The following is a 24,748-nucleotide window of genomic DNA, read 5'->3' as shown; positions in this document are numbered from 1 at the left end:
GCTTTATTCTGGCAAGGAACGGCTCCGAGATGCGACTGTATCAGTTTCCTGTATCCCACTTCTGTGAAAAAGTTCGTTGGGCCTTAGACTACAAAGGTCTTCACTACGAGGTGCAGGATTTACTGCCGGGGCGCCATGTACGCACCATTCGCTCACTGGCGGGCAGCAGCAGCGTGCCATTGTTGATAGACAACGGTCTGAAGATTCAAGGCTCGGCCGAGATCATTGACTATCTCGAACAGCAATATCCGCAACACAGGCTGACGCCAGTTTCTTCAAAGCACCAGGCCATCGCCCGAGAGTGGGAACAGCGCTTAGACGATGAAACTGGTCCGGATGTGCGACTGCTGTGTTATCACTATCTGTTGCAGCAGCCATCCCTGATTATCCCACTACTGAGCTATCGCCAACCTTGGCATGTCAGTTGGTTGCTGCGCCTTGGATTTGGCAAGGTGGAAAAGGGCATGCGCCGTTGGATGCGTATCAATGAGCGCACTGCCGCTGCGGCACAGCAACGCCTACAACATACGTTAGATGAGCTGGGTCAGGCGTATCAGCAGGGTCCTTTCTTGGCTGGGCCTGAGTTCAGCCGCGCGGATATCAGCGCAGCGTCGTTACTGGCACCACTGTTTCAGCCAGCCGGTTTTGATGTGCCGTGGCCGCAGTCGATGCCAGGGGAGTTGCAAGGGTGGCTTAATCAGCAGCGCCATAACCTGGCGCCGCTGCAGTCTTTGTACGAGCGCTTTCGCTCAGCGGGTCACGAACTGGCCGAGCAGCAGCACGGCGGCGTAGCCAACGCTGTAAGCGACTAGCAAAGCTGCAAAGTAGCGCAGGTAAGCACCAAAGGTCAGGGCGGGGATTTTGCTCATCGCAACAATCCCGGCCGCTGAACCAATGATCAGCAAAGAGCCACCAACACCCACGGCGTACGTCAGGCTCATCCACTCTTGCAAGCTCATGGTCACATCAGCCTTCAGCAGCGCCGCTGTCAGCGGGACGTTATCAATCATGGCTGATAGCAATCCCATCAGATAATTGGCCGCCCAGGCCGGCAAGAACTCGTACAGGCGCACGAAGGTATCCAGCGCATGAATCTCTTTCAGCGAGCCGACCAGTAATAAGATACCGAGGAAGAACAACAAGGTATCGAACTCAATCTGACGAATGTAGTTGAGAATAGGGTGAGTCTCGGTGTCTTCTCCGAATGCGCGCGCTACCAAGAACATAACCGACAGGCCCGTCAGGAAGCTCAGTACCGGTGGTATATCGAACACCACGTTGCACAGAATCGTGCTGAGAATGGTCATCAAAAAGACCACGGCAATGACCACATCGACCCGCTGTACTTCGCTGGGCTGACGGTCAATGGTGGCCACCGCAGTCAATGGGCGAGCCAGTAAGGCGGCCAATACCAGTACTGCCAGCAAAGCCGGTGCCGACAGCAGCAACAAATTGGTGATGCTGACTTTGCCAGCCAAGAAGATCATCAGCGTGGTGACATCGCCGGTGATCATAGCAACGCCGCCCGAGTTGACCGAAAACACCACCACGGTCGAGAAACGCAGTGTCTTTTTGGCAGGCAATCTCAGCGACAAAATAAGCGCGATGGAAACCAGGGTGGCGGTGATGTTGTCGGCCAGCGATGAAAAGGCAAATGCGAACAGCGCCGTCAGCAGCAGCAGTTTACGCTCGGATATTTGCTGCGGCAGCAGCTTATAGATAATGCTTTCGATGAGGCCTTTTTTGTTGAGGTAAGCAACAAAGGTCATCGCAGCGAGTAAAAACAGCCATAAACTGGCAATTTCAGCGATGTTTTCATCCAATCCGGCGCGCACACGCTGGTGGTGGTCAGCGTCCGGCGTGAACATGAATAGCAAAACCCACGACAGGGCACCGAGGAAGAGCACCACTTGCGCCTTGTTGATATGAATTACTTCTTCTAAAACAACGGCAAGCAGTCCTACAAGTGCTAAAGAAATCAGCACATAGGGGAGAAAGTCAGGCATGGGTCACTCATTCGGGCAAGAAAATGCCGCGCTATTGTAAAGCCACCGTGGCCGTCAATGAAGGAACAAATCGTGGTATTTAAACCCTGATGACAAAGCCAGCAAGCACTGGCTCAAATCGTCAGAAACTCATCCAGTCGCCGCTGGCGGCATTGGTGCTGGCATTCCAGTCGCTCAGCAGCTCGGCCAATTGATGCGATAAGTTTTTCAGCGCATGCAGCTCTTCAACGGTGTTTTTCGGCCCAGTGTAGAGAGGCAGCTTGCGCAAGCGGCTGACCAGCGGATGGTCCGGCACTTCCATCTTGTTGCGCTCTAATGTCCAACGCAGATTGTTCGACAGCATGCGGAAGAAGCTGATTTTGGTCGCCAAGGTAAAGGTGCCAAAGTCGTCGACGTCGTTCACGTGACGGTAATCAATGCCGGCCAGCAGTGCGTTGCGGCCTTTGACGCGAATCGAAGCGGAGCGGCGATGATTCAGCAACATGGCCATAACGCCGAACATTTCACCTGGATTGATTTCATTGATGACCTCGGTGCTGTCATCGTCGCTGAGCACAATCAGCTGGCCACGCAGCAAAAAGTAGAGGGTATCGGCATCATCGCCGCGATGAATGATGGTTTCATCCGGGTCGGCCGTGACGAACTGCGACACACTCATCAACAGCTCAAACTGTGAACTGTCGGTTTGAATCAGGTCTTTGAAAAACGTGACGCCATTGACCAGGCGCTGCAGAGAATCAATCGGATACTCCTCTCGAGTGACACGGTGCATTATGAGTCCTTGAATCTGTAAGTACTGGGACTATAGCACGCCAACGGTAAGAGAAAAGACGTCACCTAAGCGGGATGTGAACTGGTTGGATTGGACTTGATCTGACACAGAAAGTAACACAATAGCTCGTGAATGTGCTCACAAAAATTGCCTGAAAGCCTTGTGAATTCAGGCGTTGCGACTACTGATTAAACTGTTGTTATGGAGCCTGGGTGGCGCGTTTCGTCTTTGCGTAGGGTTAGCACTTCGACCCCGTCTTCGGTCACTGCCAAGGTGTGCTCCCACTGCGCGGACAGTTGCTTGTCACGCGTGATCACAGTCCAGCCATCGTCCAAATGTTTTAGTCGGCGTTTGCCTTGGTTGATCATGGGCTCGATGGTGAAGGTCATGCCGGGTTGCAGCACTAAACCGGTGTTGGGGCGACCGTAGTGCAATACCTCGGGGGCTTGGTGCATCTGCTGGCCAATGCCATGACCGCAGAACTCGCGCACAACACTGTAGCCCGCGCGTTCGGCAAGTTTCTGGATAGCGTGGCCAACATCACCCAAACGAGCACCCGGTTTGACGGCATCGATCCCGGCCCACAGAGCGTCGTAGGTGGTGTCTACCAAGCGTTGCGCAGCGTCTGATACTTGGCCAATGCAATACATCTTGCTGGAGTCGGCTATGTAGCCGTCTTTTTCCAGCGTGATATCGATATTAATGATGTCGCCGTCTTGCAGATATTCATCGCTGCTGGGCATGCCATGGCACACCACTTCGTTGCGCGAAGAATTTAACACATAAGGGTAGTCGTACTGGCCTTTGCTGGCCGGGCGTGCTTTGAGCTCATCGATGATAAAGCGCTCTACCAAGTGATTCACTTGCATGGTGCTGATACCCGCCTGCATGTGCTCGTCGAGCATATCGAACACCTGAGTCAGCAGCTGGCCTGAGCGGCGCATGCGCTGCAGCTGCAGCGGCGACTTTAATTCAACTGGCATGTTTTAGTAGATCCTGCAGTGAGGCCTGTGGATGCTGTAGCAACAAGCGGGTGAGTTGTGGGTAGGTGAGCTCAGGATTGAGCTCGGCCAGCATGCCAAGGCGCAGCCAATGCTCTGCTTGGGCATTAATAGAGCGCGACATGGCCTGGCTGGCATCGCGCAGATCGTCGTGCAGCTCGTCGTTGATTTTTACGATACCCATTATCTGATCCGTTATCTTTTATATATGAATCGTATATTTGTGTTGATGTGAGCAAAAATCAAGGGCGGCAGCGGCCAGGGTGATAAAAACGCGCTAGCAAAAGCACGGTTGGCAAAAACAGAGTTAACAAGGGCAGCGTTAACAAAGGTAGATCGGCAAAGACAGGGCAGCAAAGGCAATAAAAACAAAAACGCCGGGCAAAGCCCGGCGTTTTTGATCTGGTGGCGCTGTGCAGGGTTTTATTCCAGCCCTTGCGACTTAAGGTACTCGTCATAGCTGCCGTGGAAGTCGACGATCTTGTTGTCTTTGATCTCAATAATGCGGGTGGCCAGCGAGGATACAAACTCGCGGTCATGGGAGACAAACACCAAGGTGCCTTCGTACAGCTCCAGCGCCAGGTTGAGCGATTCAATAGACTCCATGTCCATGTGGTTGGTCGGCTCATCCATTAACAAGACGTTGTGATTGCCCATCATCAGCTTGCCAAACAGTAAGCGGCCTTTTTCACCACCGGAGCAAACTTTGACCGATTTTTTGATTTGGTCCTGATTAAACAGCAAACGTCCCAGGCTGCCGCGTACAGCCTGATCGTCATGTTCCTGGGTTTTCCATTGCTCCATCCAGTCGTAGAGGTTCTGGCCGCCTTCAAACTCGTATTCGTGATCCTGAGCGTAATAACCCACATCGGCGTTCTCAGCCCATTTGACTGTGCCTTGGTTGGGCTCCAGCACACCAGCCAAGCATTTCAGGAAGGTGGTTTTACCGGCACCGTTGGCACCAATCACGGCAATTTTCTCACCGGCCTCGACCATTAAATCTGTATTGGCAAACAGGGTTTCGCCATCGTAACCATGCGACAGCTCGGTGATCTCGAGTGCCAGGCGGTGCAGTTTTTTCTCTTGGGTAAAGCGAATAAACGGGCTTTGACGGCTCGACGGTTTGATGTCGTTGAGCTCAATTTTGTCGATTTGCTTGGCGCGTGAGGTGGCCTGTTTGGCTTTTGATGCGTTGGCAGAGAAGCGGCTGACGAACTGCTTCAGTTCAGCAATCTGAGCTTTCTTACGAGCGTTGTCGGCTTGCAAGCGCTCGCGTGCCGCCGTGGACGCGATCATAAAGTCGTCGTAAGTGCCTGGGTAAATCTTGATATCACCGTAATCGATGTCGGCCATGTGGCTGCACACCGAGTTGAGGAAGTGACGGTCGTGGGAAATGATGATCATGGTGCACTTCATGTCGTTGAGCACACCTTCCAGCCAGCGAATGGTATGGATATCCAAGTTGTTGGTCGGCTCATCGAGCAGCAAGATGTCAGGGCTGGAAAATAGAGCTTGGGCCAATAACACCCGCACTTTCAGGCCTGGCGCCACTTCAGCCATAGGGCCATTGTGGTATTCCTGTGGAATGCCAGCACCCAGTAGCAGCTCCCCGGCGCGGGCTTCGGCAGTGTAGCCGTCCAGTTCGGCAAATTCGCCTTCCAGCTCAGCGGCGCGCATGTAGTCTTCTTCGCTCGCTTCTGGGTTGGCGTAGATGGCGTCGCGCTCTTGGCGAATGGCCCACAGTTCGCGATTACCCATCATCACGGTATCGAGCACCATAAACTCTTCAAAAGCGAACTGATCCTGGTTCAGTTTACCCAGACGCTCGCCCGGACTGATGCTGACGGAACCAGCCGATGGCTCAAGCGAGCCATCCAGGATTTTCATAAAGGTGGATTTGCCACAGCCGTTGGCACCAATCAGGCCATAGCGGTTGCCGTCGCCGAATTTGACGGAAATGTTTTCAAACAGCGGCTTGGCACCGAACTGCATGGTGATGTTGGCGGTCGTTATCACGGTAAAATCCTGATTTAACTAGACTTTTTAGATGAAAGAGAGAGTGTTTTGGCGCTTTTGCGAGGATTACGATAAATCTTCTTGCTCGGCGTTTGGGCGGCGCTTTGCTGCTTTAATTGCTCAGCGGCGGCGCGTGCTTGTTTACTCGGTGGTTTTGGCCCTTGTGGCTGGCGGCCCGCCACAGGCTCAGCGTCGTTTAGGGCAATGGACTGATCTTCGATGCGTATTTTACCCAGCTTTAACAGGCGGCCGATGGTGGCTTTAAACGCCCGCTTTGATACGCCGAGCTGCTGCTCGATTTCTTCCGGGCTGCTTTGATCACTCAGCCACAGTCTGCCATCTTGCTGTTTGAGCTTGTCGAGAATGCGGTCTGCCAGCAGATTAACTTTGTCTTTGCCGACGGGCTCTAGGCTTAAGTCCAGGCGGCCATCATCGCGTACACGCTTGATGAAGCCGGTCAGACGCTGGCCAGGTCGCACTGCGGTACGTACATCGTTGTTGTGCAACACGCCCCAGAACTGGTCGTCGACCACGGCTTTATAACCAAGGTCGGTGCGCTGACTGATCAACAGCTTAACGCGATCGCCGTTGTTGTAGGGATCATCAGCGCCTGGCCACTGGGCTTTGGCTTCGTCTTTGATAAAACGATTCAGGCGAGTACTGCCGATCAGGCGACCGGTGTTGTCGATGCTGACGTAGACCTGGCACTGCTGGCCAACCTGCAACTTTTGCTTTTGCTCGGAGAACGGCACCAGCAAGTCTTTGGCCAGCCCCCAGTCGAGAAACGCACCCATGGCGTTGACATCTTTCACCTCGAGGTTGGCAACTTGCCCCACCTGCGCGCGCGGGCGCTGGCGGGTAGCGATCCAACGGTCATCGGAGTCCAGATACACGAACACCGACAACTCGTCGCCCACTTGAATGCCCTCTGGGCATTGATTATTCGGCAGTAAGATAGGTTGTTGATCGTCGTCATCCAGGTAAGCCCCCTGTGAGGCCAGCTCGACCACGGTGAGGGTGTTGGTGCGTCCGAGTTCGGCCATAGTGAGTCAGGTGCCTGTGTGCAGAAAAAATAAAGCGCGCGAGTGTAGCACGGGCGGCGTTTAGCTTCGATAAATGGTCTCGATCAGATGATAGCCAAAGCGGGTGCGCACTGGCCCTTGGATTTGTAACAGAGGGCCTTTAAACACCGCATCGTCGAAGGCTTTGGCCATTTCGCCGCGATTGAACTCTCCCAGACTGCCGCCATTGGCCTTCGATGGGCACTGCGAATGACGCTTTGCCAACTGGGCGAAATCGGCACCTTTGGCCAGTTGTTGTTTCAGATCCATGGCTTGCGATTTGGTTTTGACGAGAATATGGCGGGCACAGGCGCGGCGCATGGTGGCTCTCCGGACAGGTAATACAGTGACAACGGCCCATTATGCCGGAAAATCTGACCGCTCAGTTATTCGAATTGCTTCGCCCAGCGCCGCGCATGTGCGAGAATCGCGCGCCGAATTTGCCGATACCAATACCAATCGCAGGGGGAAAGCCAATGAGCGTTCATGAAATCCGTCATCCACTGGTGCAACATAAGTTGGGCCTGATGCGTGCTAAAGACATCAGCACCCGCAGCTTTCGCCAATTGGCCGGTGAGGTGGGTAACCTGCTGACCTACGAAGCGACCAAAGATCTGGAGCTGGAAAAGTACACGGTTGATGGCTGGTGTGGCGATATCCAGGCGGAGCGTATTCTGGGTAAGAAGTTCACCGTGGTGCCCATCTTGCGCGCCGGTCTTGGCATGCTAGATGGGGTGCTGGAGCTGGTGCCAAGCGCCAAAATCAGCGTGGTTGGCCTTTACCGCGACGAAGAAACCCTGGAGCCGGTCAGCTATTTCGACAAACTTGCCGGTGATATCGACCAGCGCATGGCGTTGGTGGTAGACCCCATGCTGGCCACTGGCGGCTCGATGATTGCGACCATTGACCTGCTCAAGCAAGCTGGCTGCACCAGCATTCGTGCACTGGTGCTGGTTGCCGCGCCGGAAGGCATCGACAAGGTGCAAAAAGCACACCCAGATGTCGACATTTATACCGCCTCCATCGACCAGCGCTTGAACGAAAACGGCTACATCATTCCGGGCTTGGGCGATGCCGGCGACAAAATCTTTGGCACTCAATAATACAGGTCGGCAATTATGAGCAACTTATCTACTGCACAGGGCTGGCGCACTGTGCTTGCGGGTCTGCAAATGCTGTTTGTGGCGTTTGGTGCCTTGGTGCTGATGCCCCTGATTACCGGCTTGGATCCATCTGTGGCGCTGTTTACCGCCGGTATCGGTACGCTGTTGTTTCAACTGGTGACCAAGCGCTCGGTGCCAGTCTTTTTGGCGTCGTCGTTTGTGTTTATCGCGCCGATTTCATACAGCGTGGACACCTGGGGCATGGCTGCGACCATGGGGTCGCTGTTTTGTGCGGGTTTGGTGTACATCGCACTGGCAGCCTTGGTGGCACTGAAAGGCCCGGGCTTTTTACACCGACTGATGCCACCCGTTGTGACTGGCCCTATCATCATGGTGATTGGCCTTGGCTTGGCACCCATTGCGGTAAATATGGCGATGGGGAAAACCGGTGACGGCAGCGCTGAGCTGTTTCCTTATACCGATGCTGTGATCGTTTCTATGGGCGCTTTGCTGGTGACCTTGCTGGTGTCAGCTCTGGGTAAAGGTCTGTTCCGTCTGGTTCCGATTTTGGCCGGTGTGGCGGTAGGCTACGCGCTGGCGTGGATGTTTGGCATGGTCGATATGACCCCAGTCGAGCAAAAAAGCTGGTTGGCGGTGCCGGATTTTGTGGCGCCAGAGTTTCATCTCGCCGCCATTTTATTTATGTTGCCCATTGCCATTGTGCCGGCCATTGAACACGTTGGTGACGTTTTGGCGATTGGCAGTGTGACCGGTAAAAACTACGTCGAAAAACCGGGTTTGCATCGCACCTTGCTGGGCGATGGTTTAGCCACCTCAGCGGCGTCATTATTTGGTGGACCACCGAACACCACATACTCAGAAGTGACTGGGGCGGTGATGCTGACCAAGGCGTTTAATCCTGTGGTGATGATCTGGGCGGCGGTGTTTGCCATTGTGCTGGCGTTTATCGCCAAGTTTGGTGCGTTTTTGCAAACCATCCCAGCACCCGTGATGGGCGGCATTTTGGTGCTGCTGTTTGGCTCGATTGCCAGTGTAGGCTTGAACATATTGGTGAAAGCTCGCGTCGATATGGCGGCGCAGCGCAATCTGGTGATTGTTGCCACCACCTTGGTCTTTGGTATTGGCGGCATGGCCATTGGGTCGAAGGATTGGACCCTGCAAGGCATTGCCTTGTGTGGCTTGGTCGCTATTGTTCTTAACCTGATTTTACCGCATGAGGCGGAAGCGGATGACTTGCACGAAGAACAGGCCGTTGTTGACGACTTTGTTGAGCATCATCGATAACACCGGATGGAACCGGTTATGAGTTGGACTTTGTTACTGCTGGTGGTGTCTGCCGGGCTGGCCTGGCTATTGTGGCAACGCCAGCAACAGGCAAAAATGATGGCGTTGTTTATTTTGCGGCGCCATTGCCAGCAGCTGCAATTGCAGCTGTTGGACGACACCTTGTACATGTGTGGCTGGCGCTTACTGGCCGGTCGCTGGCTCGACCCCGGTCGCTGGAACCTTGAGCGGCGCTACTGCTTTGAGTTCTCTTCCGGCCATGGTACCGAGCGCTACCGCGGTGAGATGGTGTTACACGGCCGGCGCTTAGTGTCGCTGGATCTGGAGCCGCACCAACTGTAGTCAGCGCTGCTCGATGAAACTGATGAGCCAGCGCCCAACGCGCTCCTCATCGGTGGCCTGATCCAGGCCATTGAAGCTGCGCTGCAGCGTTTGTGCTCCGATGCTGTCGACGCGTCTTGGCAAGAGGCGCTGCAAATACTCTCGAGTGAACTCCGGGTGCCCCTGGAAACCCAGTACCTGATCGCCAATGTAAAACGCGGCATTGGGGCAGAAGTCACTGCCGGCTAGGCGCCTGGCTTCGCGCGGTAAGCGTTCTACTTGATCCTGATGGCTGTAGAGTAAACGAATGTGCGCCTGATCGTCGTTCAACCACAATGGCCTGTGCTCAATGTGCGTGGTATGCACGCCAATGCCCCAGCCTTTCTGGCTCTGGCCCGCAAAGCCGCCCAGGCTGTGGGCGAGAATCTGATGGCCAAAACAAATACCGAGCAAGCGCTGTTGCTGCTGATATGCCTGTTGAATCCACTGTTGCAACTGTGGAATCCAGGGCGCGTCGTCGTAGACCCCGCTTTTAGAACCGGTAATCAGCCAGGCATCACACTCGTCCCATTGTTGCGGCCATTGCCCCTGCTGAATGTGGTAGTGCCGGTATTGCCATTTCGCACCCAGTGCCTCAAAAAAGCGTCGAAACATCCAGCCATAAGAGCGGTAGTCATCAATCAGGTCGTCGTACAGCTCATCGGTTTCTAATAGGCCGAGGCGTAGCATCAGTGGTATTCCCCCGAAGTGTGCGTGCGGTGAATAGGTTTGTGCTGGCGCAAGGGCTCGAGTAGCGATTCCAGGCCATTGATCTTGATCTCCAATGCCAGCGCCAACCACTGTCCCAGGGTGCCATTGGGCCAGCCGCGCTGTTGCATCCATAGCAGATAAGCTTCTGGCAGATCGATCAACACGCGCCCCTGGTACTTACCAAATGGCATGGGCGTCGTCACCAGGTGTATCAGGTCTTCGTTTTTCCACATCGTTCTGTTCACCGGTATAGAGTGACGTCAATTTTGCCTGTGCTGCGCTGGCGCTGACAAGCGCACTGGTGTGGCTGTTGAGCAACATTGGCACCCGTCCGGCGACATCTGTTCTGGCTATCTGTTCTGTTAGTAAGGTGGTATATTCGTGCCATCGCGACACCTTTTGACCCTTTTCGCCTTGTTCAGGTGTACAGTGACGCTAAGGTATGAGAACACAGCGCATATGACGGCGTATCTGCAGTGGAGCGGACCACAGTTTGGCTCGGTTTGAAGATCTGAAACTATTGCCTGGGCAACCCATGCAGCTGGAGTTTGACGGTTACTCCAGCGAAAGAGACCGCAGCGTTCTGCTGGGTTACCGCCCTAATCACAGCATCATTGTGACGACCCCTATCATTAATGGCTCACCCATGACTTTGAAGCTCGGCATGGGACTGGCCGTCAGGTTGTTTGCGCCTCAGGTGAATAGCGCCTGTGCCTTTCGTACTGAGGTGCTGCACGTATCACGCGCGCCCTATGCTCATATTCATTTGGCAATGCCGGACACAGTCGTGACTGGAGAGGTGCGCAAAAGCGTGCGTGCCAAGGTGCGTTTGATTGTTTCCATCCATCATGGGCCAGAGTTTGAACGCCAGTGCTCGGCTCTGATAAACGACCTCAGCATCGGTGGCGCGCGCGTCACCGCCAAGCATTTACCCGTTGCCAGCGGCGACCACATTCGCATCAGTGCGCAGCTGGAAGTCAGTGGGGTTGAGCGCATCGTGACCGTGAATGCGTTAGTGCGCTCCTATCAGGAAGAAGAGGGCAGTTGCAGTATTGGTGTGCAGTTCAATGAGATGAACGACGCCGATCGAGTTATGTTGCACGCCTATGTGTTATCCAATATTCATGGTTGAGGGGTGTTCCCAGCGCCATGATTGACCCTTCTACACGTCAACTAAACGCCCATGCTGCACTGGAGCAGCAGCTGCAAACCGTATTGGATCATGCGACGCGTGTATTTCTGACCTCAGGTCATGAAACCGTCGAAGCGGACATCGCCACCGCTTTGAAGCATTTGCGCAAGCGGTTACGCGCCACGGATGCGGCACTGTTGTTGTGTCCACCAGCGGATACCCGAGAAGAAGGACGTTTTGTGCTATCCGCGCAACAGACCGAGCCGCTTGGTGTGCGGGTACGGCAGCTGTTGCAACAGCGCGAGCAATGGTGTCATTTGGTGCTGCGCCCGGCGGTACGCCAGTTCGCCACCGAAACCGAGCTGGAAGCCGAGCAATGTGTGCTGACCGCACTGCAGGCACAACAGGTGATATTGGTGCCGGTGGTTGGCCGCCAAGTAGACGGTGGCTGCCTGTTATTTATTTTCCAGAATACCCAGTCCGAGGCCTTGAGCCGCGCCTGTTTGCAGCTGTTATCGACCTTTGCCCACCTGTGCTACCTGATGGTGGATCGCCTTGGAGTAATGGAGCAGCTTAGCCAGCGTGAGCAGCTGCTACGGCGCACCGAGAAATTGGCCTCCATCGGCAGCTGGTTTGACGATTTGGTCAGTGGCCAGATCACCATCTCTGAGCAGACGGCGCGCATTTTTGGCCTGGACGAAGATCAGCGTTTGGTGACCATTGACGACTTTTATCGTCATTTGCACCCTGATGATCGCCAGCGTGTGCGCCACGAGTTACACGACAGCGTACGGCGCGGGGAAGCAACCGATCTCACCTATCGCATCATCGATCAGCATGGGCGACAACGCACCTTGCACGGCATGGCGGAAGTGATCACTGACGACAGTGGCCAAGCGATCGCGCGCTATGGCTCGTTGCAAGATATCACCGAGCAGGAAGTGCGAGAGCGCCACTTGCTGCAAGCCGCTAAGGTGTTGGAATCCACCAATGAAGGCGTGGTGGTCACCGATGCCAACGGCATGATTGAGGCCATCAATCCAGCGTTCAGTCGCATCACTGGATACGATGAAAGCGAGGTGTTGCAGCATTCCATTGCCGTGCTGAAATCCAGTCGCCACGACGCTCGTTTTTATCAGGATATGCTGCGCCAGCTGTCGATCACCGGGCAATGGCGCGGTGAAGTCTGGAACCGCCGGCGCAGTGGTGAAATTTTCCCGCAGTGGTTAACCATTACCGCAGTGCAGGATGGGCTTGGCAAAACTGGCAACTATGTCGGCGTGTTTACCGATATGTCCAGTCAGCGCCGCTCAGAGCAACAGCTGGAACAGTTATCGCACTACGACTCGCTCACTAACTTGCCGAATAGGCGCTTGCTGATACAGCGCCTGCAGCATGCCATTGAGCACGGTCATGATGGCCAACAACTGGCGTTGATTGCCATCGATCTAGATCACTTCAAACACATCAACGACAGCCTCGGCCACCCGGCGGGTGATCGTTTGTTAAAGCAGTTTGCTCAGCGGCTGAGACGTCGTTTGCGTGATTCGGATACCGTCGCGCGCCAGGGCGGCGACGATTTTATGGTCATGATTGAGCAGGTGCAGGGGCGTGAATATGTGGCAAAGATTGCCGACATCATTAAGCGCTTACTGTGCCAGCCATTTGACTTGGGCATTGGTCAGGAGTTGATGATTGGCGCCAGCATGGGGATCACTCTGTATCCGGACGACGGCAACAGTGTGACGCAGCTGCTCAGCAATGCCGATGTGGCAATGTACCGCGCCAAACAGCGCGGCCGTAACCACTATCAGTTCTACTCCAATGAAATGACTCGCGCTGCCAGCGATCGCCTGGAGCTGGGCAGTCAGTTGCGCCATGCGTTGCAGCGTGGCGGCCAGTTGCAGCTCTATTATCAGCCGCAGGTGTGCATGGCAAGCAACCGCGTGGTCGGCCTTGAGGCGTTAATGCGCTGGCAGCACCCGGACGATGGCATCATAGCGCCAGGGCGCTTTCTACCGGTAGCCGAGGACAACGGCCTGATGCCCGAGCTGGATACCTGTGCTTTGACATTGGCTTGTCAGCAAATTGCCCATTGGCAGCAGCGTGGCGTGCGGCCGTTGACGGTAGCGGTCAACATTACTCAACCAACGTTTGTGGCGGGTGGCTTGGTAGAAACTCTGAGCTTGCTGTTGCAACGCTACCGCATTGACTCCAGCTGGCTCGAGCTGGAGATCACCGAAGGCGCGCTACTGGAACCGACACCGGCGGTACTGGGCACCATCGCCGGACTGAAAGAGCTGGGCATTTCACTGGCGGTCGACGACTTTGGCACCGGTTATTCGTCGCTGGCCTATTTGCATCGCTATAAGGTCGATAAGCTCAAAATTGATCGCAGCTTTGTCACCGGGCTGGCGGAAGACGACGGGCGGGTGATCACCTCAACCATCATCAATATGGCAAAGGGGCTTGGGCTGCAGGTGCTGGCGGAAGGCGTGGAGTGTGAGCAGCAGCTGATGTTCTTGCGTGATCACCACTGTGAGGTGTACCAAGGGTTTCTGTTTAGCCAGCCCGTCCCCGTGCATCAATTGCAGCCGTGGTTATTGCCAGCAACAGGCTAAGCAGCCGGGGTGACGGCTGCTGTTTGGGTTATTCGTAGGTGCAGAAATAGGCGGTGTCGCCAGCAACGTCGACATCAAAGCTGACGTTGGCGGCAACCGTGAAGGATTCACCTTGAGCAAAGGTTTGCCAGTCGTCAGCAGACGGTAAGCGCACTGTCATCGTACCAGACACCACGGTCATGACTTCCTTTTGGCTGGTGGAGAACTGGTATTGACCCGCACTCATGACGCCGACGGTGGCTGGCAGGGTCTCGGTCTGCAAGGCGATGGACTTCACCTTGCCATCAAAATATTGGTTTACCTGTAACATAACGGTTCCTGTAAGGGGCACTTCGACATGAAGTGGTGGCCGCGATTATACGCCAGCACTGGGTGGGTTACAGGGCAATGTCAGAGTGAAGTGGCAGCCTTGCTCGGGAGCTGAGGTAACCTCAATGGTGCCATGCAATTGGCCAGTGACCAGGTTGTGAATAATGTGTGCTCCCAGGCCGCTGCCGCCTTTGCCTTTGCGGGTAGTAAAAAACGGCTCGTACAGGTGCTCGAGTACCTCGGCGTCCATGCCTTTGCCGTCGTCGCTGTAATGAATAATGAGTTTGTCGTCCTGACGCTCGGCTCGCAGCAATATGGTGCCGTTTTGATCCGGATCGAAAGCGTGGGTGAGGGAGTTCATCATCAGGTTGGTAATGACTTGCGCCAAGGCCCCTGGGTAGCTGGAAACGATGATGCGTTCGGCCACCTCAAAGCGCACGTCAATTGGCCGGTACTTATAATTGGGGCGCAACGAGCTGGCGATGGACTGCAGGTAGTCGCCAACCTCAAAGTCACGACGCTGCTCGCTGGCCTGATCGACTGCCACTTGTTTAAAGCGGCCGATCATATCGGCTGCACGCCTTAAGTTATCGCCGGTGATGTCGATGCTTTCTTCGGCAAAACTGATGAAATCCCGCAGCTGCGTTTTGCTCAGCTGATCGCTTTGATACTGACTGTTGAGCTCTTCCAGGTAGTCTTCCAACGCACTGACGGCGGTGACGCCAATGCCCAGCGGGGTATTAATTTCATGCGCCAGGCCTGCCACCATGTCGCCTAAGGCGGCGTGCTTTTCCATATGCACCAGCTGATTTTGCGTCAGCTTCAGCTGCCGTAATGACTCCAGCGCCTCGCTACTCTTTTGCTGCAGCTCCTCAGTGCGCTGTGTGACCTTTTGCTCCAAACTGCTGTTGAGCTCTTCCACCGTGCGCTGCTGTTCTAGCAGAGCGGCGTTGCTGGTCGCCACTTGCTGGCTGTATTCCTGTACTTGCTTCACCAGCGTATTGAAGGTGCTGATGATGGCTGAGAACTCATTATTGCCTTGGTAACGAATGGGCTGCACTGGCACATCGTTGCCGCTTTGATTGGAGGCGACGGTCGAGCGCAGCAGGGTCAAAATGGTGTCGAATGGACCAAACAACAGGCGCAGGATCAGCAGCATGGCGGCAGCAAACAGCGCGGCGATTAACGCACTGATGGGCAAGGTGTGAGCGGTGTAGCTTTGGGTTGTGGCAATCAGATCGGCCTTGGGCACGGCAAAGCCAAGCACAAAACCGGTATCTGTTTTACCGGCGTAAATAAAGTATTCATTGCCAGTTTGTGGCAGCACCAGCTGATGAAAAGAGCCGGTTTCGATCGCCATCAAACTTTGCTGCCAGTCGCTGAGTTGCCCCAGAGGGGTAAATTCAGCGTTGCCTTGATCGAGCACCGACATCTGGCTGGCGGGATGAAACATAAAACTGTGGCTATTGGGGGTGGGAGCAAGCTGCTGCACATAATCACGCGCATGGCCCAACGCCCAGTCGACGGTAGACATGCCTATTAGGCGTTGATTGGCATCGTACATCAGTGCATCGACAGTCATCATTAGCGCTTCGCTGCCAGCTTGGTCGACGTAGGGCGGCGTCCAGTAAAATGGCGCATGACGGCGCAGGCTCCGGTCCCAGCCGGGTGGTAATGCCAGCTGATACCAATCTTGCTGATGATAGTCGTAGTCAGCGTTGCTCAGCTCCCAGCTGAAGGTCAGGCCATCGCTGGCATGAAAAACATACGGCCCAAAGTAGCGCAGTGTGGGTTTCAGGGCGAAGGGCTCAAACCAGATGCCACCACCAATGGCTTGGTCAAAATCGTCGAAGGTGCGCAGTAGCAATTGGCGCGATTGGTTCTCCAGGACGCTGCGGTTCAGCAATTGACGCTGTTGGTGCAGCAACTCTCCGGAGCGTGCCAGACCCGCCGCCATCCGTTCCATCACATCAGAGGCGTCGTTGAAGTGTTTGACTGCCATGTCAACGGATTGCAGGAACTGGCGATGGCTGTCGTCTAATACCGTGTCACTGATGTGAGCATTGTTGCGGTAGATCAGCACAGCAAAACCGATCAGCTGGAGCGCGACCGCAGACAACAGAATACGCGTTTTTATGTTCATAATTTGGACTAGTAGTGCGCTGTGCTTAGCCTAGCAGCTGCTGATCGGTTTGTATTGAGTCGTTAATAAATAGCCTGCGAGGGCTAGATTGCCTGACTTTAGCGCACTCAATGAAAATAAGACGGGCATTAGGCGGCATTTTTCGATACACTCCCGCGCCTTTGAAATACCCCCGAGTCGGGCCCGCCGTGTTGCGCAGAGTGTGAGAACGGCCACGCCCACCCTCTTTGACAATACAGCAGGATCTTTCATGACCGACACTACGACAGGCTTCGCTAGCCTGGGCTTACCTTTTTCTATTCTTCGTGCACTGGAAACTTTGGGCTACGAAGAACCATCACCGATTCAAGCAGACAGTATCCCGTCTCTGCTGGAAGGGCGTGATGTGCTGGGTATGGCACAAACCGGTACCGGTAAAACCGCTGCTTTCACCTTGCCGCTTTTGGCGCGCACGCAAACTGAACAACCGTCACCGCAAGTGTTGGTATTAGCACCCACGCGTGAATTGGCGCAGCAGGTGGCGCAGGCGGTTAAAAGCTACAGCCAATACATGCCAGGTGTGGGTGTTTCTGCTGTTTACGGTGGTGCCGACTATGGCAGCCAGCTGCGCGAACTGAAGCGTGGCCCTCAATGGGTGGTTGGTACACCCGGTCGAGTGATGGATCACTTGCGCCGCGGCACCCTGAACCTGGCTGATATTAAAGCCGTGGTACTGGACGAAGCCGATGAAATGCTGCGCATGGGCTTTATCGATGATGTGAACTGGATTCTGGAACACACCCCGCGCCAGCGTCAGGTGGCGTTGTTCTCAGCCACCATGCCGCGTGAAATTCAGCAGGTCGCTGAAACGCACTTGAAAGATCCGGTACAGGTTAAAATCAAAACCAAAACCACCACCAACGCCAATATTCGTCAGCGCTACTGGTTTGTGGCCGGTGCGCACAAAAACGATGCTTTGCTGCGTATCTGTGAAGTCGAAGACTTCGACGCCATGATGGTATTCGTGCGCACTAAGCAAGCTACCGAAGAGGTCGCTGAGTACATGCAGGCTCAAGGCTTTCGCTGTGCGCCGTTGAACGGTGACATTCCGCAGCAACTGCGCGAAAAAGCCGTCGACAAGCTCAAGCGTGGTCAGCTGGATATTATTGTGGCGACGGACGTAGCGGCGCGTGGTCTGGACGTCGAGCGCATCAGTCACGTAATTAACTACGACATTCCATCCGATACGGAGTCGTACGTGCACCGTATCGGTCGTACTGGCCGTGCAGGTCGTGATGGTGAAGCCATTGCCTTCATTCGCGGACGCGAAAAGCGTTTGCTGCGTGACATTGAAAAAGCCACCCGTCAAACCATTGCAGAAATGCCATTGCCGACGGCTAAAGACGTCAACGACAAACGTCGTCAGCGCTTTATGGGCCGTTTGATGGATGCGGTGAAGCCAGAACAAAACAAGCTGTATCGCGAAATGATCGAAGAGCTGCTGCGTGAGCACCCGCTCGATGCACTGGACTTGGCCACCGCTGCCGCGGCTTTGCTGCAAGGCAATAAGCCACTGTTCTTGGACGAAAAAGCCGATCAACGCATGCAAGAGCGCCGCGAGCGTCCAGAGCGTGATCGCGAGCGTCCGGAACGCGGTGAGCGCGGCGAACGTGGTCGTAAAGCGTTGCCAGAAGCACAGCCTAAGCCATTAAAAGGCATGAAAGACGTCGACATGGTGCGCTACCAAGTCGCCATCGGTTACGACGATGGCTTGCGCCCTGGCAACCTAGTTGGTGCTGTGGCTAACGAAGCCGAGCTGGACAGCAAATACATCGGTCATATCGAAATCTTGGGTCAGTTCTCGGTGATCGATCTGCCCGCTGGCATGCCACCGGAAACCTTGCAAACGCTGAAGCGTGCTCGCGTGTGCGGCAAAGCACTGGGCCTGAAAGCCTATAACCCAGAGCAAGTGCCGGAAGGTGGTCGTCCACCACGTCGTGATGGCAATAAGGGTCCGCGCCGCGGCGATGGCCAGAAGAAGTTTAACCGCAACAAACCCCGTCGTCAGGCCAGTTAAACACTGGCCCTCGCTGGCGGCTTAGCCAGCCTCTTCATACTAGGGTGTTCGCACCATAACTCAGTGTTGCTGTCGGCAACACTGGGTCTTTGTTGTCCGTTGTGCTATCACAGTGCCTGTTATGTCACAGGACACTGAGATGAAACTCTATAGCGCTCGGCGGGCACCCAGCCCGCGCCGGACTTTGATGTTATTGGCTGAGAAAGACTTGCAGCTGGACATCATCTATCTGGATTTGGCTGACGGTGAGAACTTGCGGCCACCTTTCATACAGCACAATCCGATGGCCAAAGTTCCGCTGCTGCAACTGGACGACGGCAGCTATTTGTCAGAAGCGGCGGTGATCAACCGCTATCTCGATGAATACTCCGGTTCGCCGCTGCTTACTGGTGTTGATGCTGCCAGCCGTGCCCGCATTGATATGTGGGATCGACGCGTAGAGTTTGGTTTTATGTTGCCGGTGGCGCATTGTTTTCAGCATACCAGCGGCTATTTTGCCGATCGCATGACGCCGGTACCGGCCTATGGTGAGGTGGCTGGTCAGCAGGCGCGTGATTTCCTAGCTATTTTGCAGCAGCAGTTGCAACACCATGAGTATGTCGCCGGCGATGCGTTTAGTGTGGCGGACATCACCGCGGTGTGCGCGCTGGATTTTGCCCGTGTGGTGAAAATCAAAGCGGGCGAGGAGCACCCTGCCATTCATGCCTGGTACCAACGTATGCAGCAACGCCCAAGTTATTCAGTGGAGTATTAATTGTATGAGCCAGATTTGTATCATCAGCGCCAGTCAGCGCGCCGAATCCAATAGCCGTCGTATCAGCGACCTGCTCAATCAGCGCTATTTAGACGGCAACGCCAGCCTGATCGATTTACACGAGCAGCCATTGCCGTTGTGGGACGGCGCCCAGGCAGACGACGAATTTGTATCCAGTGCACGCGCCAAAGCCAACGCGGCAGACGGTTTTGTATTTGTCGTGCCAGAGTGGCATGGCATGGCGCCGGCGGCGTTGAAAAACCTGTTGCTGTGGCTTGGCAAAGAGGAGTTGGCACACAAGCCGGTATTGTTAGTGGCGGTGTCTGGCTCAGTAGGCGGTGCCTTTGTCATTGCCGAGCTGCGCAGCAGTGGCTACAAAAACTCTCGTTTGCTGTTTTTGCCAGAGCATTTGATTTTACGCGATGCCAATGACTTGTGGAGCGGACAATCTGGACGCGACAGCGACGAATATTTAGACAAACGCAGCCGCTACGCTGTTGATCAATTATTAACTTACGCCGGTGCTTTGGCGCCGCTGCGCGAGCAGCTGACTGCTGGTTTGGCGGATTTTGGCAACGGCATGTCTTGAGCCAAGTTGCCGCGGCTAGCAACACGTTATCGTGTGTTAGATCGGGCAGCTTGAGAGCCGATCAGTGCCGAGCTGGCACTGATTGGCTCACGTTTTCTTACACCAGCTGCGTCAGCGATTCTTTGCTGTAATCCTGCAGCTCATCCAAGCGCCCATCTTTGACTTTGTTGACCCAGTCCGGATCTTGCAGCAGCGCGCGGCCGACGGCCACCATGTCAAACTCCTCAGCTTCAAGGCGCTGTGCCAGCTGCTCAATAGAAGCGGTAGCAACACCAGAGGCATCGACCATGTCGCGCTTATCTTCGTCGATGAAACTGGCATTTAAGCCAACGGAGCCGACGGTAATGGCTGGCTTGCCGGTGAGTTTTTTGGTCCAACCGGCGAGGTTCAACTCTGAGCCTTCAAACTCGGTTTCCCAGAAACGTCGTGTTGAGCAGTGGAAAATATCCACCCCGGCTTCCACCAACGGCGCTAAGAAGGCCGCCAGCTCCTCCGGTGTATCGGCCAGACGTGCGTTGTAATCCTGCTGTTTCCACTGTGAAAAGCGGAAAATAATCGGGAACTCATCACCTACGCGCTCGCGGATTGCTCGCACAATGTCGCAAGCGAATCGTGTACGTTGCACAGCATCGCCGCCGTATTCATCGTCGCGCTCATTGGTGCCGGCCCAGAAGAACTGATCGATCAAATAACCGTGTGCGCCGTGCACTTCCACAGCATCAAATCCAACCGCTTTGGCATCGACGGCTGCTTGGGCAAAGGCATTGATGACATCTTCGATGTCCTGCTTGCTCATGGCCACGCCATTTTCTTTGCCCGGAGCGATCAGGCCAGACGGGCTGTAGCCCGGCACTTCTGGATCAGGCTCGATGCCGGCTTTGCGAATCGCGCCTACATGCCACAGTTGCGGGGCAATTTTACCGCCTTTGGCATGCACGGCGGCCACTACCTTACGCCAGCCTTCCAGCGCTGATTCGCCATGAATAAAGGGAACGCGCGGATAACCATTGGCACCGGGGTGTCCAACACAGGTACCTTCGGTGATGATCAAGCCGACTCCGTTTTCGGCGCGGCGTGCGTAATACGCGACATTTAAGTCGTTGGGCACGTTACCGGGCGAGAAAGTGCGCGTCATTGGCGCCATAACAATACGGTTGTTCAGCTGCAGAGGGCCTAGCTGGATCGGATTAAATAATGCTGCTGTGCTCATAGGGGTATCCGCTGTGATTCAAAAACAGCTCCAGCATAGATGGCACAATTTAAATGATAAGTGCTATTTGTGTCATTGACTGTTCCATCTGTGCTGAATGCGCGCAGTAATTGCAACTCATCTCGGCTTTGGCGTTAATAAGCCGACTCCATCGGCAAAGGACGTGTTATGCAGGCCATGAGCTGGCAGCAATTGTTGTCGCCGCAGCGTTTCGGCGAACCACAAGGTCGCCTGGACATCGAACTAGGGCGCTCGCCGTTTCACAAAGACTACGACCGCATTGTGTTTTCTTCGGCATTTCGCCGCCTCGATCGTAAAACCCAAGTACACCCACTGTCGGAAAATGATCATGTTCACACACGCTTAACCCACAGTCTGGAAGTGGCCTGTGTAGGACGCTCGTTGGGCACGCGTGTCGGCCAGGCATTGGCGCAGCGCTTACCTGCTGGCATCGAAGCCAGCGATGTCGGTGCCATGGTGCAGGCGGCTTGTTTGGCGCACGACATTGGTAACCCGCCTTATGGCCATACCGGTGAAGATGCCATTCGCCACTGGTTTCAGGCACCAGAAAATCAGCATTTTTTGGCGCCGCTATCCACTCTGGAGCGGGCCGACCTGCAGACGTTTGAAGGCAATGCGCAAGGTTTTCGTCTGGTTACGCAAGTGGAGTATCACCGCTTTGATGGCGGCATGCGCCTGACCTACGCCACTTTGGGAGCGTTTTTGAAATACCCATGGAGCGTCGATCAGGTACTGACGGGTCAAGCGCGAAAGTTTGGCTGTTATCAAAGCGAGCTTTCGATTTTGCGGGAAGTGGCTACTGCACTGGGTATGTTGGAGGTCAGTGACAACTGCTGGGCGCGCCACCCGTTGGTGTATTTGCTCGAAGCCGCTGACGATATTTGCTACGGCCTGATCGATTTAGAAGATGGCATCGAAATGGGGCTACTGCGATACGCTGAAGTCGAACAGCTATTGCAGCCGCTATTGGAGGAGCACTGGTCAGAGCAAAGCCTGCAACTGGAACAAGCTGACAATGATCGGCGGCGTTTGCAGATGTTGCGCGGCCAGGTGATGGAATCCATGGTCGCTGCGGTGAGCCATGCGTTTGTGCAACACGAAACGCAGATTCTCACAGGCCAACTGCAAGGCGATATTATCGACTATTGCCCAGCGCCGGTGCAGCAGGTGGTGGCTGCGGCCAAGCAATTGGCGCGAGAGCGTATCTTTCGTGATGGCCGCAAACTGGCGGTAGAAATTGGTTCGTATTCCACCCTTGGCACTTTATTGGAAGCGTTTTTAAGCGCTGCACAGGAAAGAATCCTGCGTGGTGAGGCGACCTTTCGCAATCACCGCGTGCTGGAATTAATGGGGCGCTCAGCACCGCAAGCCGATTGGTCGTTGTATCAGGCGTACATGCGTGTGATCGATTTTATCGCTGGTATGACGGACAACTACGCCGCTGATATAGCGCGCCAGTTTTCCGGTTATCAGCCGCCCAGTCGTTTTTGAGGAATGCCATCAGCGCCGCTGACCAGCTCTAGCGGCGCTGATCGACTGTGCAGTTTGAGCTGCTTTTTCTGCCATTTTTTCTCGGCTCTTTTCAGATGCTTGGCCAATAACTTGGTTAGCCGTGGCACCAAAGCCGGCGGCAAATTGTGTCCCATGCCATGAATGACTTTCAGTTTTGCTTTGCGAATGGCAGCGGCGGTATCGATGCCCATGCGCAGCGGAATAAGCGGGTCGTCAGAGCCATGAATCACCAGCGTGGGAGCTTTTATTTTTCCTAGCATGGGACGCCGATCTCCGGCGGCGGTGACGGCCACCAGCTGACGCTTAAAGCCGGCGGGGTCATTGCTGCGCGCCAGGCTGGTTTCTGCCAGTTCGCGTAATTGCTCATCGTCCAATGGGTAGCCCGGACTGCCAATCAGTCGATTCATACGCATGTTGTAACGCACGGCGGCTTCACGATTGTAAGGTGGCGGCCGTTTGGCCAACTGCAGCAGGACTTTTAACCTAGGGTCAGGCAATCCTGGGCTGCTCGCTGCCGACATAATCGACGTCAGGCTGCGTACGCGTTTTTTCTTCTTGGCTGCCAGAATCTGAGCAATCATGCCGCCCATGGAGGCGCCCACCAAATGTGCGCTGTCGATATCCAACGCGTCCATCAGCGCAATTACATCGCGACTCATGTCCTTTAGCGTATAGGGAATGTTCGGCTTGCGCTTGAGTTTGGTGTGCAGCCAAGTGCGCAGCAGACTGGGAGTACCGTGTTCTGCTAAGGCACTGGAGCGGCCGACATCGCGATTGTCAAAACGCAGCACTTGATAGCCTTGCTCGGCAATCGCCTGGCACAGCGCATCAGGCCAAATGTGCATGTGCGCACCCAAGCCCATTATCAAGATGACACTGGGGTGGTGTGGCTGGCCAAAACATTCGTATGCCAGCTCGATGCCGTCTGGGGTGCGTATCACAGTCATAGTGCCCAGTATTCTAGCCAAAGCCCGCCGAGTTGTATGCGGACGGGCGGCTTTTCTCGCCAGCACGGGGGTGGGCGGTTAGAATGCCCAGCAAGCAAATCGACAACAGTGAGTACGACGACATTATGGATATCGATTTTCCCCTGGTATTGATGGTGGCTACGGCCGTGACCGGGATTATTGCAGCCGCCGATAAACTCTGGCTTGGCAAACGTCGCGCTCAGCAATCCAGCCACTTTGATGAAACGGTGAAAGAGCCGTTTATTATTGAGCAATCGAAGTCGTTTTTTCCGGTACTGGCGCTGGTGTTTGTATTGCGCTCTTTTGTTGCCGAGCCCTTTCAAATTCCATCTGGCTCGATGGAGCCGGGGTTGGTTAAAGGCGATTTTATTCTGGTCAGTAAGTTTCACTACGGCCTGCGTATGCCGGTCTTTGGCAACGAACTGGTGTCGATTGGCATGCCAGAGCGCGGCGATGTGATGGTGTTTTTTCCGCCAGACGATCCACGCTACTTCATTAAGCGCGTCGTGGGGTTGCCCGGTGATGAGATCGTTTATCGCAATCGCCAACTGACCATTAATGGCAAGGAAGTGGCGACCGAGGAACTGGGCGGTGTGCCGGTGTATAACCCAGTACGTTACCTAGCGCAGGAAACCCTGGGCGAGCACGACGCCGATATCCAGTGGGTGCGAGCGCGCGATATGCGCACCAGTGCAGAGGTTATTTGGGCCGGTCCTGAAGGTCAGTGGACGGTACCAGAAGGGCACTACTTTATGATGGGCGACAACCGCGGCAACAGCGCCGACAGTCGCAGCTGGGGATTTGTCCCCGAGCGCAACATTGTTGGCAAAGCCACGGCGGTGTGGATGCACTGGGAAAGCTGGACCGACATTCCATCGTTTGACCGCAATCGCTGGATGAACTGATGGCAAAGCCACCTTGCAAAGCGTGTCAGTTTACCCGTTGGGTGCTGACCCTGGTGATACTGCTGATGATGGCAATGTTGTTGCTGTCGGAACGTGGTTTGGTGGCCACAATTTGACCAGTTTTAATACCTCTAAGTCATAAAAAAGAACGCGGATAAAACTCAAATTTATCCGCAATTTCTATGCCCACTTC

The 24,748-nt window shown here is 54.9% G+C and carries 24 protein-coding genes; 11 read left to right on the top strand and 13 right to left on the bottom strand.

The genetic code is table 11. The features are described from left to right. Positions 1–29: 29 nt before the first annotated feature. Entirely contained in the window at positions 30–812 is a 783-nt protein-coding gene (locus tag CHH28_RS18510) for a glutathione S-transferase family protein (RefSeq protein WP_094061702.1), read from the top strand. Here the strand turns inward: CHH28_RS18510 and nhaD are convergent. From nhaD to CHH28_RS18475, 7 genes are all read right to left on the bottom strand, one after another. Then, positions 750–2,006 (bottom strand): sodium:proton antiporter NhaD, encoded by a 1,257-nt coding sequence (nhaD, locus tag CHH28_RS18505; RefSeq protein WP_094061701.1) that lies wholly within the window; start codon positions 2,004–2,006, stop codon positions 750–752. The two genes, CHH28_RS18510 and nhaD, sit on opposite strands and share 63 nt — an antisense overlap. A 121-nt stretch (positions 2,007–2,127) precedes the next feature. Beyond that, a complete protein-coding gene (locus tag CHH28_RS18500; RefSeq protein ID WP_094061700.1) occupies positions 2,128–2,778 on the bottom strand; it encodes a cyclic nucleotide-binding domain-containing protein in 651 nt (216 codons plus the stop codon). Positions 2,779–2,966: 188 nt separating this feature from the next. After that, on the bottom strand, positions 2,967–3,761 hold the full coding sequence (map, locus tag CHH28_RS18495; protein ID WP_094061699.1) for a type I methionyl aminopeptidase: 795 nt from the start codon (positions 3,759–3,761) through the stop codon (positions 2,967–2,969). Beyond that, positions 3,751–3,963 carry a ParD-like family protein gene (locus CHH28_RS18490; RefSeq protein WP_094061698.1) on the bottom strand — a complete coding sequence of 71 codons (213 nt, stop codon included), beginning with the start codon at positions 3,961–3,963 and terminating at the stop codon, positions 3,751–3,753. The genes map and CHH28_RS18490 overlap by 11 nt, the downstream gene beginning before the upstream one ends. 239 nt (positions 3,964–4,202) lie before the next feature. Next, entirely contained in the window at positions 4,203–5,795 is a 1,593-nt protein-coding gene (locus CHH28_RS18485; RefSeq protein ID WP_094061697.1) for an ABC-F family ATPase, read from the bottom strand. A gap of 14 nt (positions 5,796–5,809) precedes the next feature. Next, a complete protein-coding gene (locus CHH28_RS18480; protein ID WP_094061696.1) occupies positions 5,810–6,838 on the bottom strand; it encodes a S1 RNA-binding domain-containing protein in 1,029 nt (342 codons plus the stop codon). Between the two features lie 60 nt (positions 6,839–6,898). Continuing rightward, complete coding sequence (locus tag CHH28_RS18475; RefSeq protein ID WP_094061695.1) at positions 6,899–7,177, bottom strand: peptidylprolyl isomerase; 279 nt, start codon at positions 7,175–7,177, stop codon at positions 6,899–6,901. 155 nt (positions 7,178–7,332) lie between these two features. On the opposite strand from CHH28_RS18475, the gene upp reads away from it, so the two are divergent. From upp to CHH28_RS18460, 3 genes are read left to right on the top strand one after another with little or no spacing between them, the layout of a single operon-like run. Next, on the top strand, positions 7,333–7,959 hold the full coding sequence (gene upp, locus CHH28_RS18470) for a uracil phosphoribosyltransferase (RefSeq protein WP_094061694.1): 627 nt from the start codon (positions 7,333–7,335) through the stop codon (positions 7,957–7,959). A 15-nt stretch (positions 7,960–7,974) separates the two neighbouring features. Continuing rightward, complete coding sequence (locus CHH28_RS18465) at positions 7,975–9,264, top strand: uracil-xanthine permease family protein (RefSeq protein WP_094061693.1); 1,290 nt, start codon at positions 7,975–7,977, stop codon at positions 9,262–9,264. Between the two features lie 18 nt (positions 9,265–9,282). After that, positions 9,283–9,606: a DUF3301 domain-containing protein gene (locus CHH28_RS18460; protein ID WP_157730002.1), complete on the top strand. Its 324-nt coding sequence runs from the start codon at positions 9,283–9,285 to the stop codon at positions 9,604–9,606. Here the strand turns inward: CHH28_RS18460 and CHH28_RS18455 are convergent, their stop codons facing one another. After that, positions 9,607–10,314 (bottom strand): glutamine amidotransferase-related protein, encoded by a 708-nt coding sequence (locus tag CHH28_RS18455; RefSeq protein WP_094061691.1) that lies wholly within the window; start codon positions 10,312–10,314, stop codon positions 9,607–9,609. It abuts the gene before it with no gap. Next, positions 10,314–10,568: a DUF3820 family protein gene (locus tag CHH28_RS18450; RefSeq protein WP_094061690.1), complete on the bottom strand. Its 255-nt coding sequence runs from the start codon at positions 10,566–10,568 to the stop codon at positions 10,314–10,316. Before CHH28_RS18450 ends, CHH28_RS18455 begins: the two co-directional genes overlap by 1 nt. 260 nt (positions 10,569–10,828) lie before the next feature. Between CHH28_RS18450 and CHH28_RS18445 the strand changes: the two genes are divergently transcribed. Both CHH28_RS18445 and CHH28_RS18440 read left to right on the top strand, forming a co-directional pair. Next, positions 10,829–11,467 carry a flagellar brake protein gene (locus CHH28_RS18445; RefSeq protein WP_094061689.1) on the top strand — a complete coding sequence of 213 codons (639 nt, stop codon included), beginning with the start codon at positions 10,829–10,831 and terminating at the stop codon, positions 11,465–11,467. A gap of 17 nt (positions 11,468–11,484) precedes the next feature. Continuing rightward, positions 11,485–14,088 (top strand): putative bifunctional diguanylate cyclase/phosphodiesterase, encoded by a 2,604-nt coding sequence (locus CHH28_RS18440; RefSeq protein ID WP_094061688.1) that lies wholly within the window; start codon positions 11,485–11,487, stop codon positions 14,086–14,088. A gap of 28 nt (positions 14,089–14,116) precedes the next feature. On the opposite strand, the gene CHH28_RS18435 is transcribed toward CHH28_RS18440, so the two are convergent. Both CHH28_RS18435 and CHH28_RS18430 read right to left on the bottom strand, forming a co-directional pair. Beyond that, on the bottom strand, positions 14,117–14,398 hold the full coding sequence (locus CHH28_RS18435) for a pyrimidine/purine nucleoside phosphorylase (RefSeq protein ID WP_094061687.1): 282 nt from the start codon (positions 14,396–14,398) through the stop codon (positions 14,117–14,119). A 45-nt stretch (positions 14,399–14,443) separates the two neighbouring features. Next, positions 14,444–16,540 (bottom strand): ATP-binding protein, encoded by a 2,097-nt coding sequence (locus CHH28_RS18430; protein ID WP_094061686.1) that lies wholly within the window; start codon positions 16,538–16,540, stop codon positions 14,444–14,446. Positions 16,541–16,790: 250 nt separating this feature from the next. Here CHH28_RS18430 and CHH28_RS18425 point away from each other — a divergent pair, with 250 nt between their 5' ends. From CHH28_RS18425 to CHH28_RS18415, 3 genes are all read left to right on the top strand, one after another. Continuing rightward, complete coding sequence (locus tag CHH28_RS18425; RefSeq protein ID WP_094061685.1) at positions 16,791–18,596, top strand: DEAD/DEAH box helicase; 1,806 nt, start codon at positions 16,791–16,793, stop codon at positions 18,594–18,596. A 139-nt stretch (positions 18,597–18,735) separates the two neighbouring features. Then, on the top strand, positions 18,736–19,350 hold the full coding sequence (locus CHH28_RS18420) for a glutathione S-transferase family protein (protein WP_094061684.1): 615 nt from the start codon (positions 18,736–18,738) through the stop codon (positions 19,348–19,350). 4 nt (positions 19,351–19,354) lie between these two features. Further along, entirely contained in the window at positions 19,355–19,939 is a 585-nt protein-coding gene (locus CHH28_RS18415) for an NADPH-dependent FMN reductase (RefSeq protein WP_157730001.1), read from the top strand. A 97-nt stretch (positions 19,940–20,036) separates the two neighbouring features. Here the strand turns inward: CHH28_RS18415 and CHH28_RS18410 are convergent, their stop codons facing one another. Continuing rightward, complete coding sequence (locus tag CHH28_RS18410) at positions 20,037–21,149, bottom strand: NADH:flavin oxidoreductase (RefSeq protein ID WP_094061682.1); 1,113 nt, start codon at positions 21,147–21,149, stop codon at positions 20,037–20,039. Between the two features lie 168 nt (positions 21,150–21,317). Here CHH28_RS18410 and CHH28_RS18405 point away from each other — a divergent pair, with 168 nt between their 5' ends. Next, positions 21,318–22,661, top strand: coding sequence for a deoxyguanosinetriphosphate triphosphohydrolase (locus tag CHH28_RS18405; protein ID WP_199243944.1), 1,344 nt, complete (start codon positions 21,318–21,320; stop codon positions 22,659–22,661). Here the strand turns inward: CHH28_RS18405 and CHH28_RS18400 are convergent. Beyond that, positions 22,640–23,629 carry an alpha/beta fold hydrolase gene (locus CHH28_RS18400; RefSeq protein WP_094061681.1) on the bottom strand — a complete coding sequence of 330 codons (990 nt, stop codon included), beginning with the start codon at positions 23,627–23,629 and terminating at the stop codon, positions 22,640–22,642. The genes CHH28_RS18405 and CHH28_RS18400 overlap by 22 nt on opposite strands. An 83-nt stretch (positions 23,630–23,712) precedes the next feature. Here CHH28_RS18400 and lepB point away from each other — a divergent pair, with 83 nt between their 5' ends. Beyond that, positions 23,713–24,555: a signal peptidase I gene (gene lepB / locus CHH28_RS18395; RefSeq protein WP_233243657.1), complete on the top strand. Its 843-nt coding sequence runs from the start codon at positions 23,713–23,715 to the stop codon at positions 24,553–24,555. Positions 24,556–24,748: the final 193 nt, after the last annotated feature.

The sequence above is a fragment of the Bacterioplanes sanyensis genome (genome assembly GCF_002237535.1).
GTDB lineage: Bacteria > Pseudomonadota > Gammaproteobacteria > Pseudomonadales > Oceanobacteraceae > Bacterioplanes > Bacterioplanes sanyensis_A.
This window is presented reverse-complemented; position numbering and strand designations above follow the sequence as displayed.

Coding starts and splice junctions, on each gene's coding strand:
- CHH28_RS18490 (WP_094061698.1), bottom strand. CDS start 3,963: ATGGGTATCGTAAAAATCAACGACGAGCTGCACGACGATCTGCGCGAT.
- CHH28_RS18415 (WP_157730001.1), top strand. CDS start 19,355: ATGAGCCAGATTTGTATCATCAGCGCCAGTCAGCGCGCCGAATCCAAT.
- CHH28_RS18465 (WP_094061693.1), top strand. CDS start 7,975: ATGAGCAACTTATCTACTGCACAGGGCTGGCGCACTGTGCTTGCGGGT.
- CHH28_RS18510 (WP_094061702.1), top strand. CDS start 30: ATGCGACTGTATCAGTTTCCTGTATCCCACTTCTGTGAAAAAGTTCGT.
- CHH28_RS18435 (WP_094061687.1), bottom strand. CDS start 14,398: ATGTTACAGGTAAACCAATATTTTGATGGCAAGGTGAAGTCCATCGCC.
- CHH28_RS18475 (WP_094061695.1), bottom strand. CDS start 7,177: ATGCGCCGCGCCTGTGCCCGCCATATTCTCGTCAAAACCAAATCGCAA.
- CHH28_RS18405 (WP_199243944.1), top strand. CDS start 21,318: ATGCAGGCCATGAGCTGGCAGCAATTGTTGTCGCCGCAGCGTTTCGGC.
- CHH28_RS18450 (WP_094061690.1), bottom strand. CDS start 10,568: ATGTGGAAAAACGAAGACCTGATACACCTGGTGACGACGCCCATGCCA.
- CHH28_RS18425 (WP_094061685.1), top strand. CDS start 16,791: ATGACCGACACTACGACAGGCTTCGCTAGCCTGGGCTTACCTTTTTCT.
- CHH28_RS18410 (WP_094061682.1), bottom strand. CDS start 21,149: ATGAGCACAGCAGCATTATTTAATCCGATCCAGCTAGGCCCTCTGCAG.
- CHH28_RS18400 (WP_094061681.1), bottom strand. CDS start 23,629: ATGACTGTGATACGCACCCCAGACGGCATCGAGCTGGCATACGAATGT.
- CHH28_RS18455 (WP_094061691.1), bottom strand. CDS start 10,314: ATGCTACGCCTCGGCCTATTAGAAACCGATGAGCTGTACGACGACCTG.
- CHH28_RS18430 (WP_094061686.1), bottom strand. CDS start 16,540: ATGAACATAAAAACGCGTATTCTGTTGTCTGCGGTCGCGCTCCAGCTG.
- CHH28_RS18420 (WP_094061684.1), top strand. CDS start 18,736: ATGAAACTCTATAGCGCTCGGCGGGCACCCAGCCCGCGCCGGACTTTG.
- nhaD (WP_094061701.1), bottom strand. CDS start 2,006: ATGCCTGACTTTCTCCCCTATGTGCTGATTTCTTTAGCACTTGTAGGA.
- upp (WP_094061694.1), top strand. CDS start 7,333: ATGAGCGTTCATGAAATCCGTCATCCACTGGTGCAACATAAGTTGGGC.
- CHH28_RS18500 (WP_094061700.1), bottom strand. CDS start 2,778: ATGCACCGTGTCACTCGAGAGGAGTATCCGATTGATTCTCTGCAGCGC.
- CHH28_RS18440 (WP_094061688.1), top strand. CDS start 11,485: ATGATTGACCCTTCTACACGTCAACTAAACGCCCATGCTGCACTGGAG.
- map (WP_094061699.1), bottom strand. CDS start 3,761: ATGCCAGTTGAATTAAAGTCGCCGCTGCAGCTGCAGCGCATGCGCCGC.
- CHH28_RS18460 (WP_157730002.1), top strand. CDS start 9,283: ATGAGTTGGACTTTGTTACTGCTGGTGGTGTCTGCCGGGCTGGCCTGG.
- lepB (WP_233243657.1), top strand. CDS start 23,713: ATGCCCAGCAAGCAAATCGACAACAGTGAGTACGACGACATTATGGAT.
- CHH28_RS18480 (WP_094061696.1), bottom strand. CDS start 6,838: ATGGCCGAACTCGGACGCACCAACACCCTCACCGTGGTCGAGCTGGCC.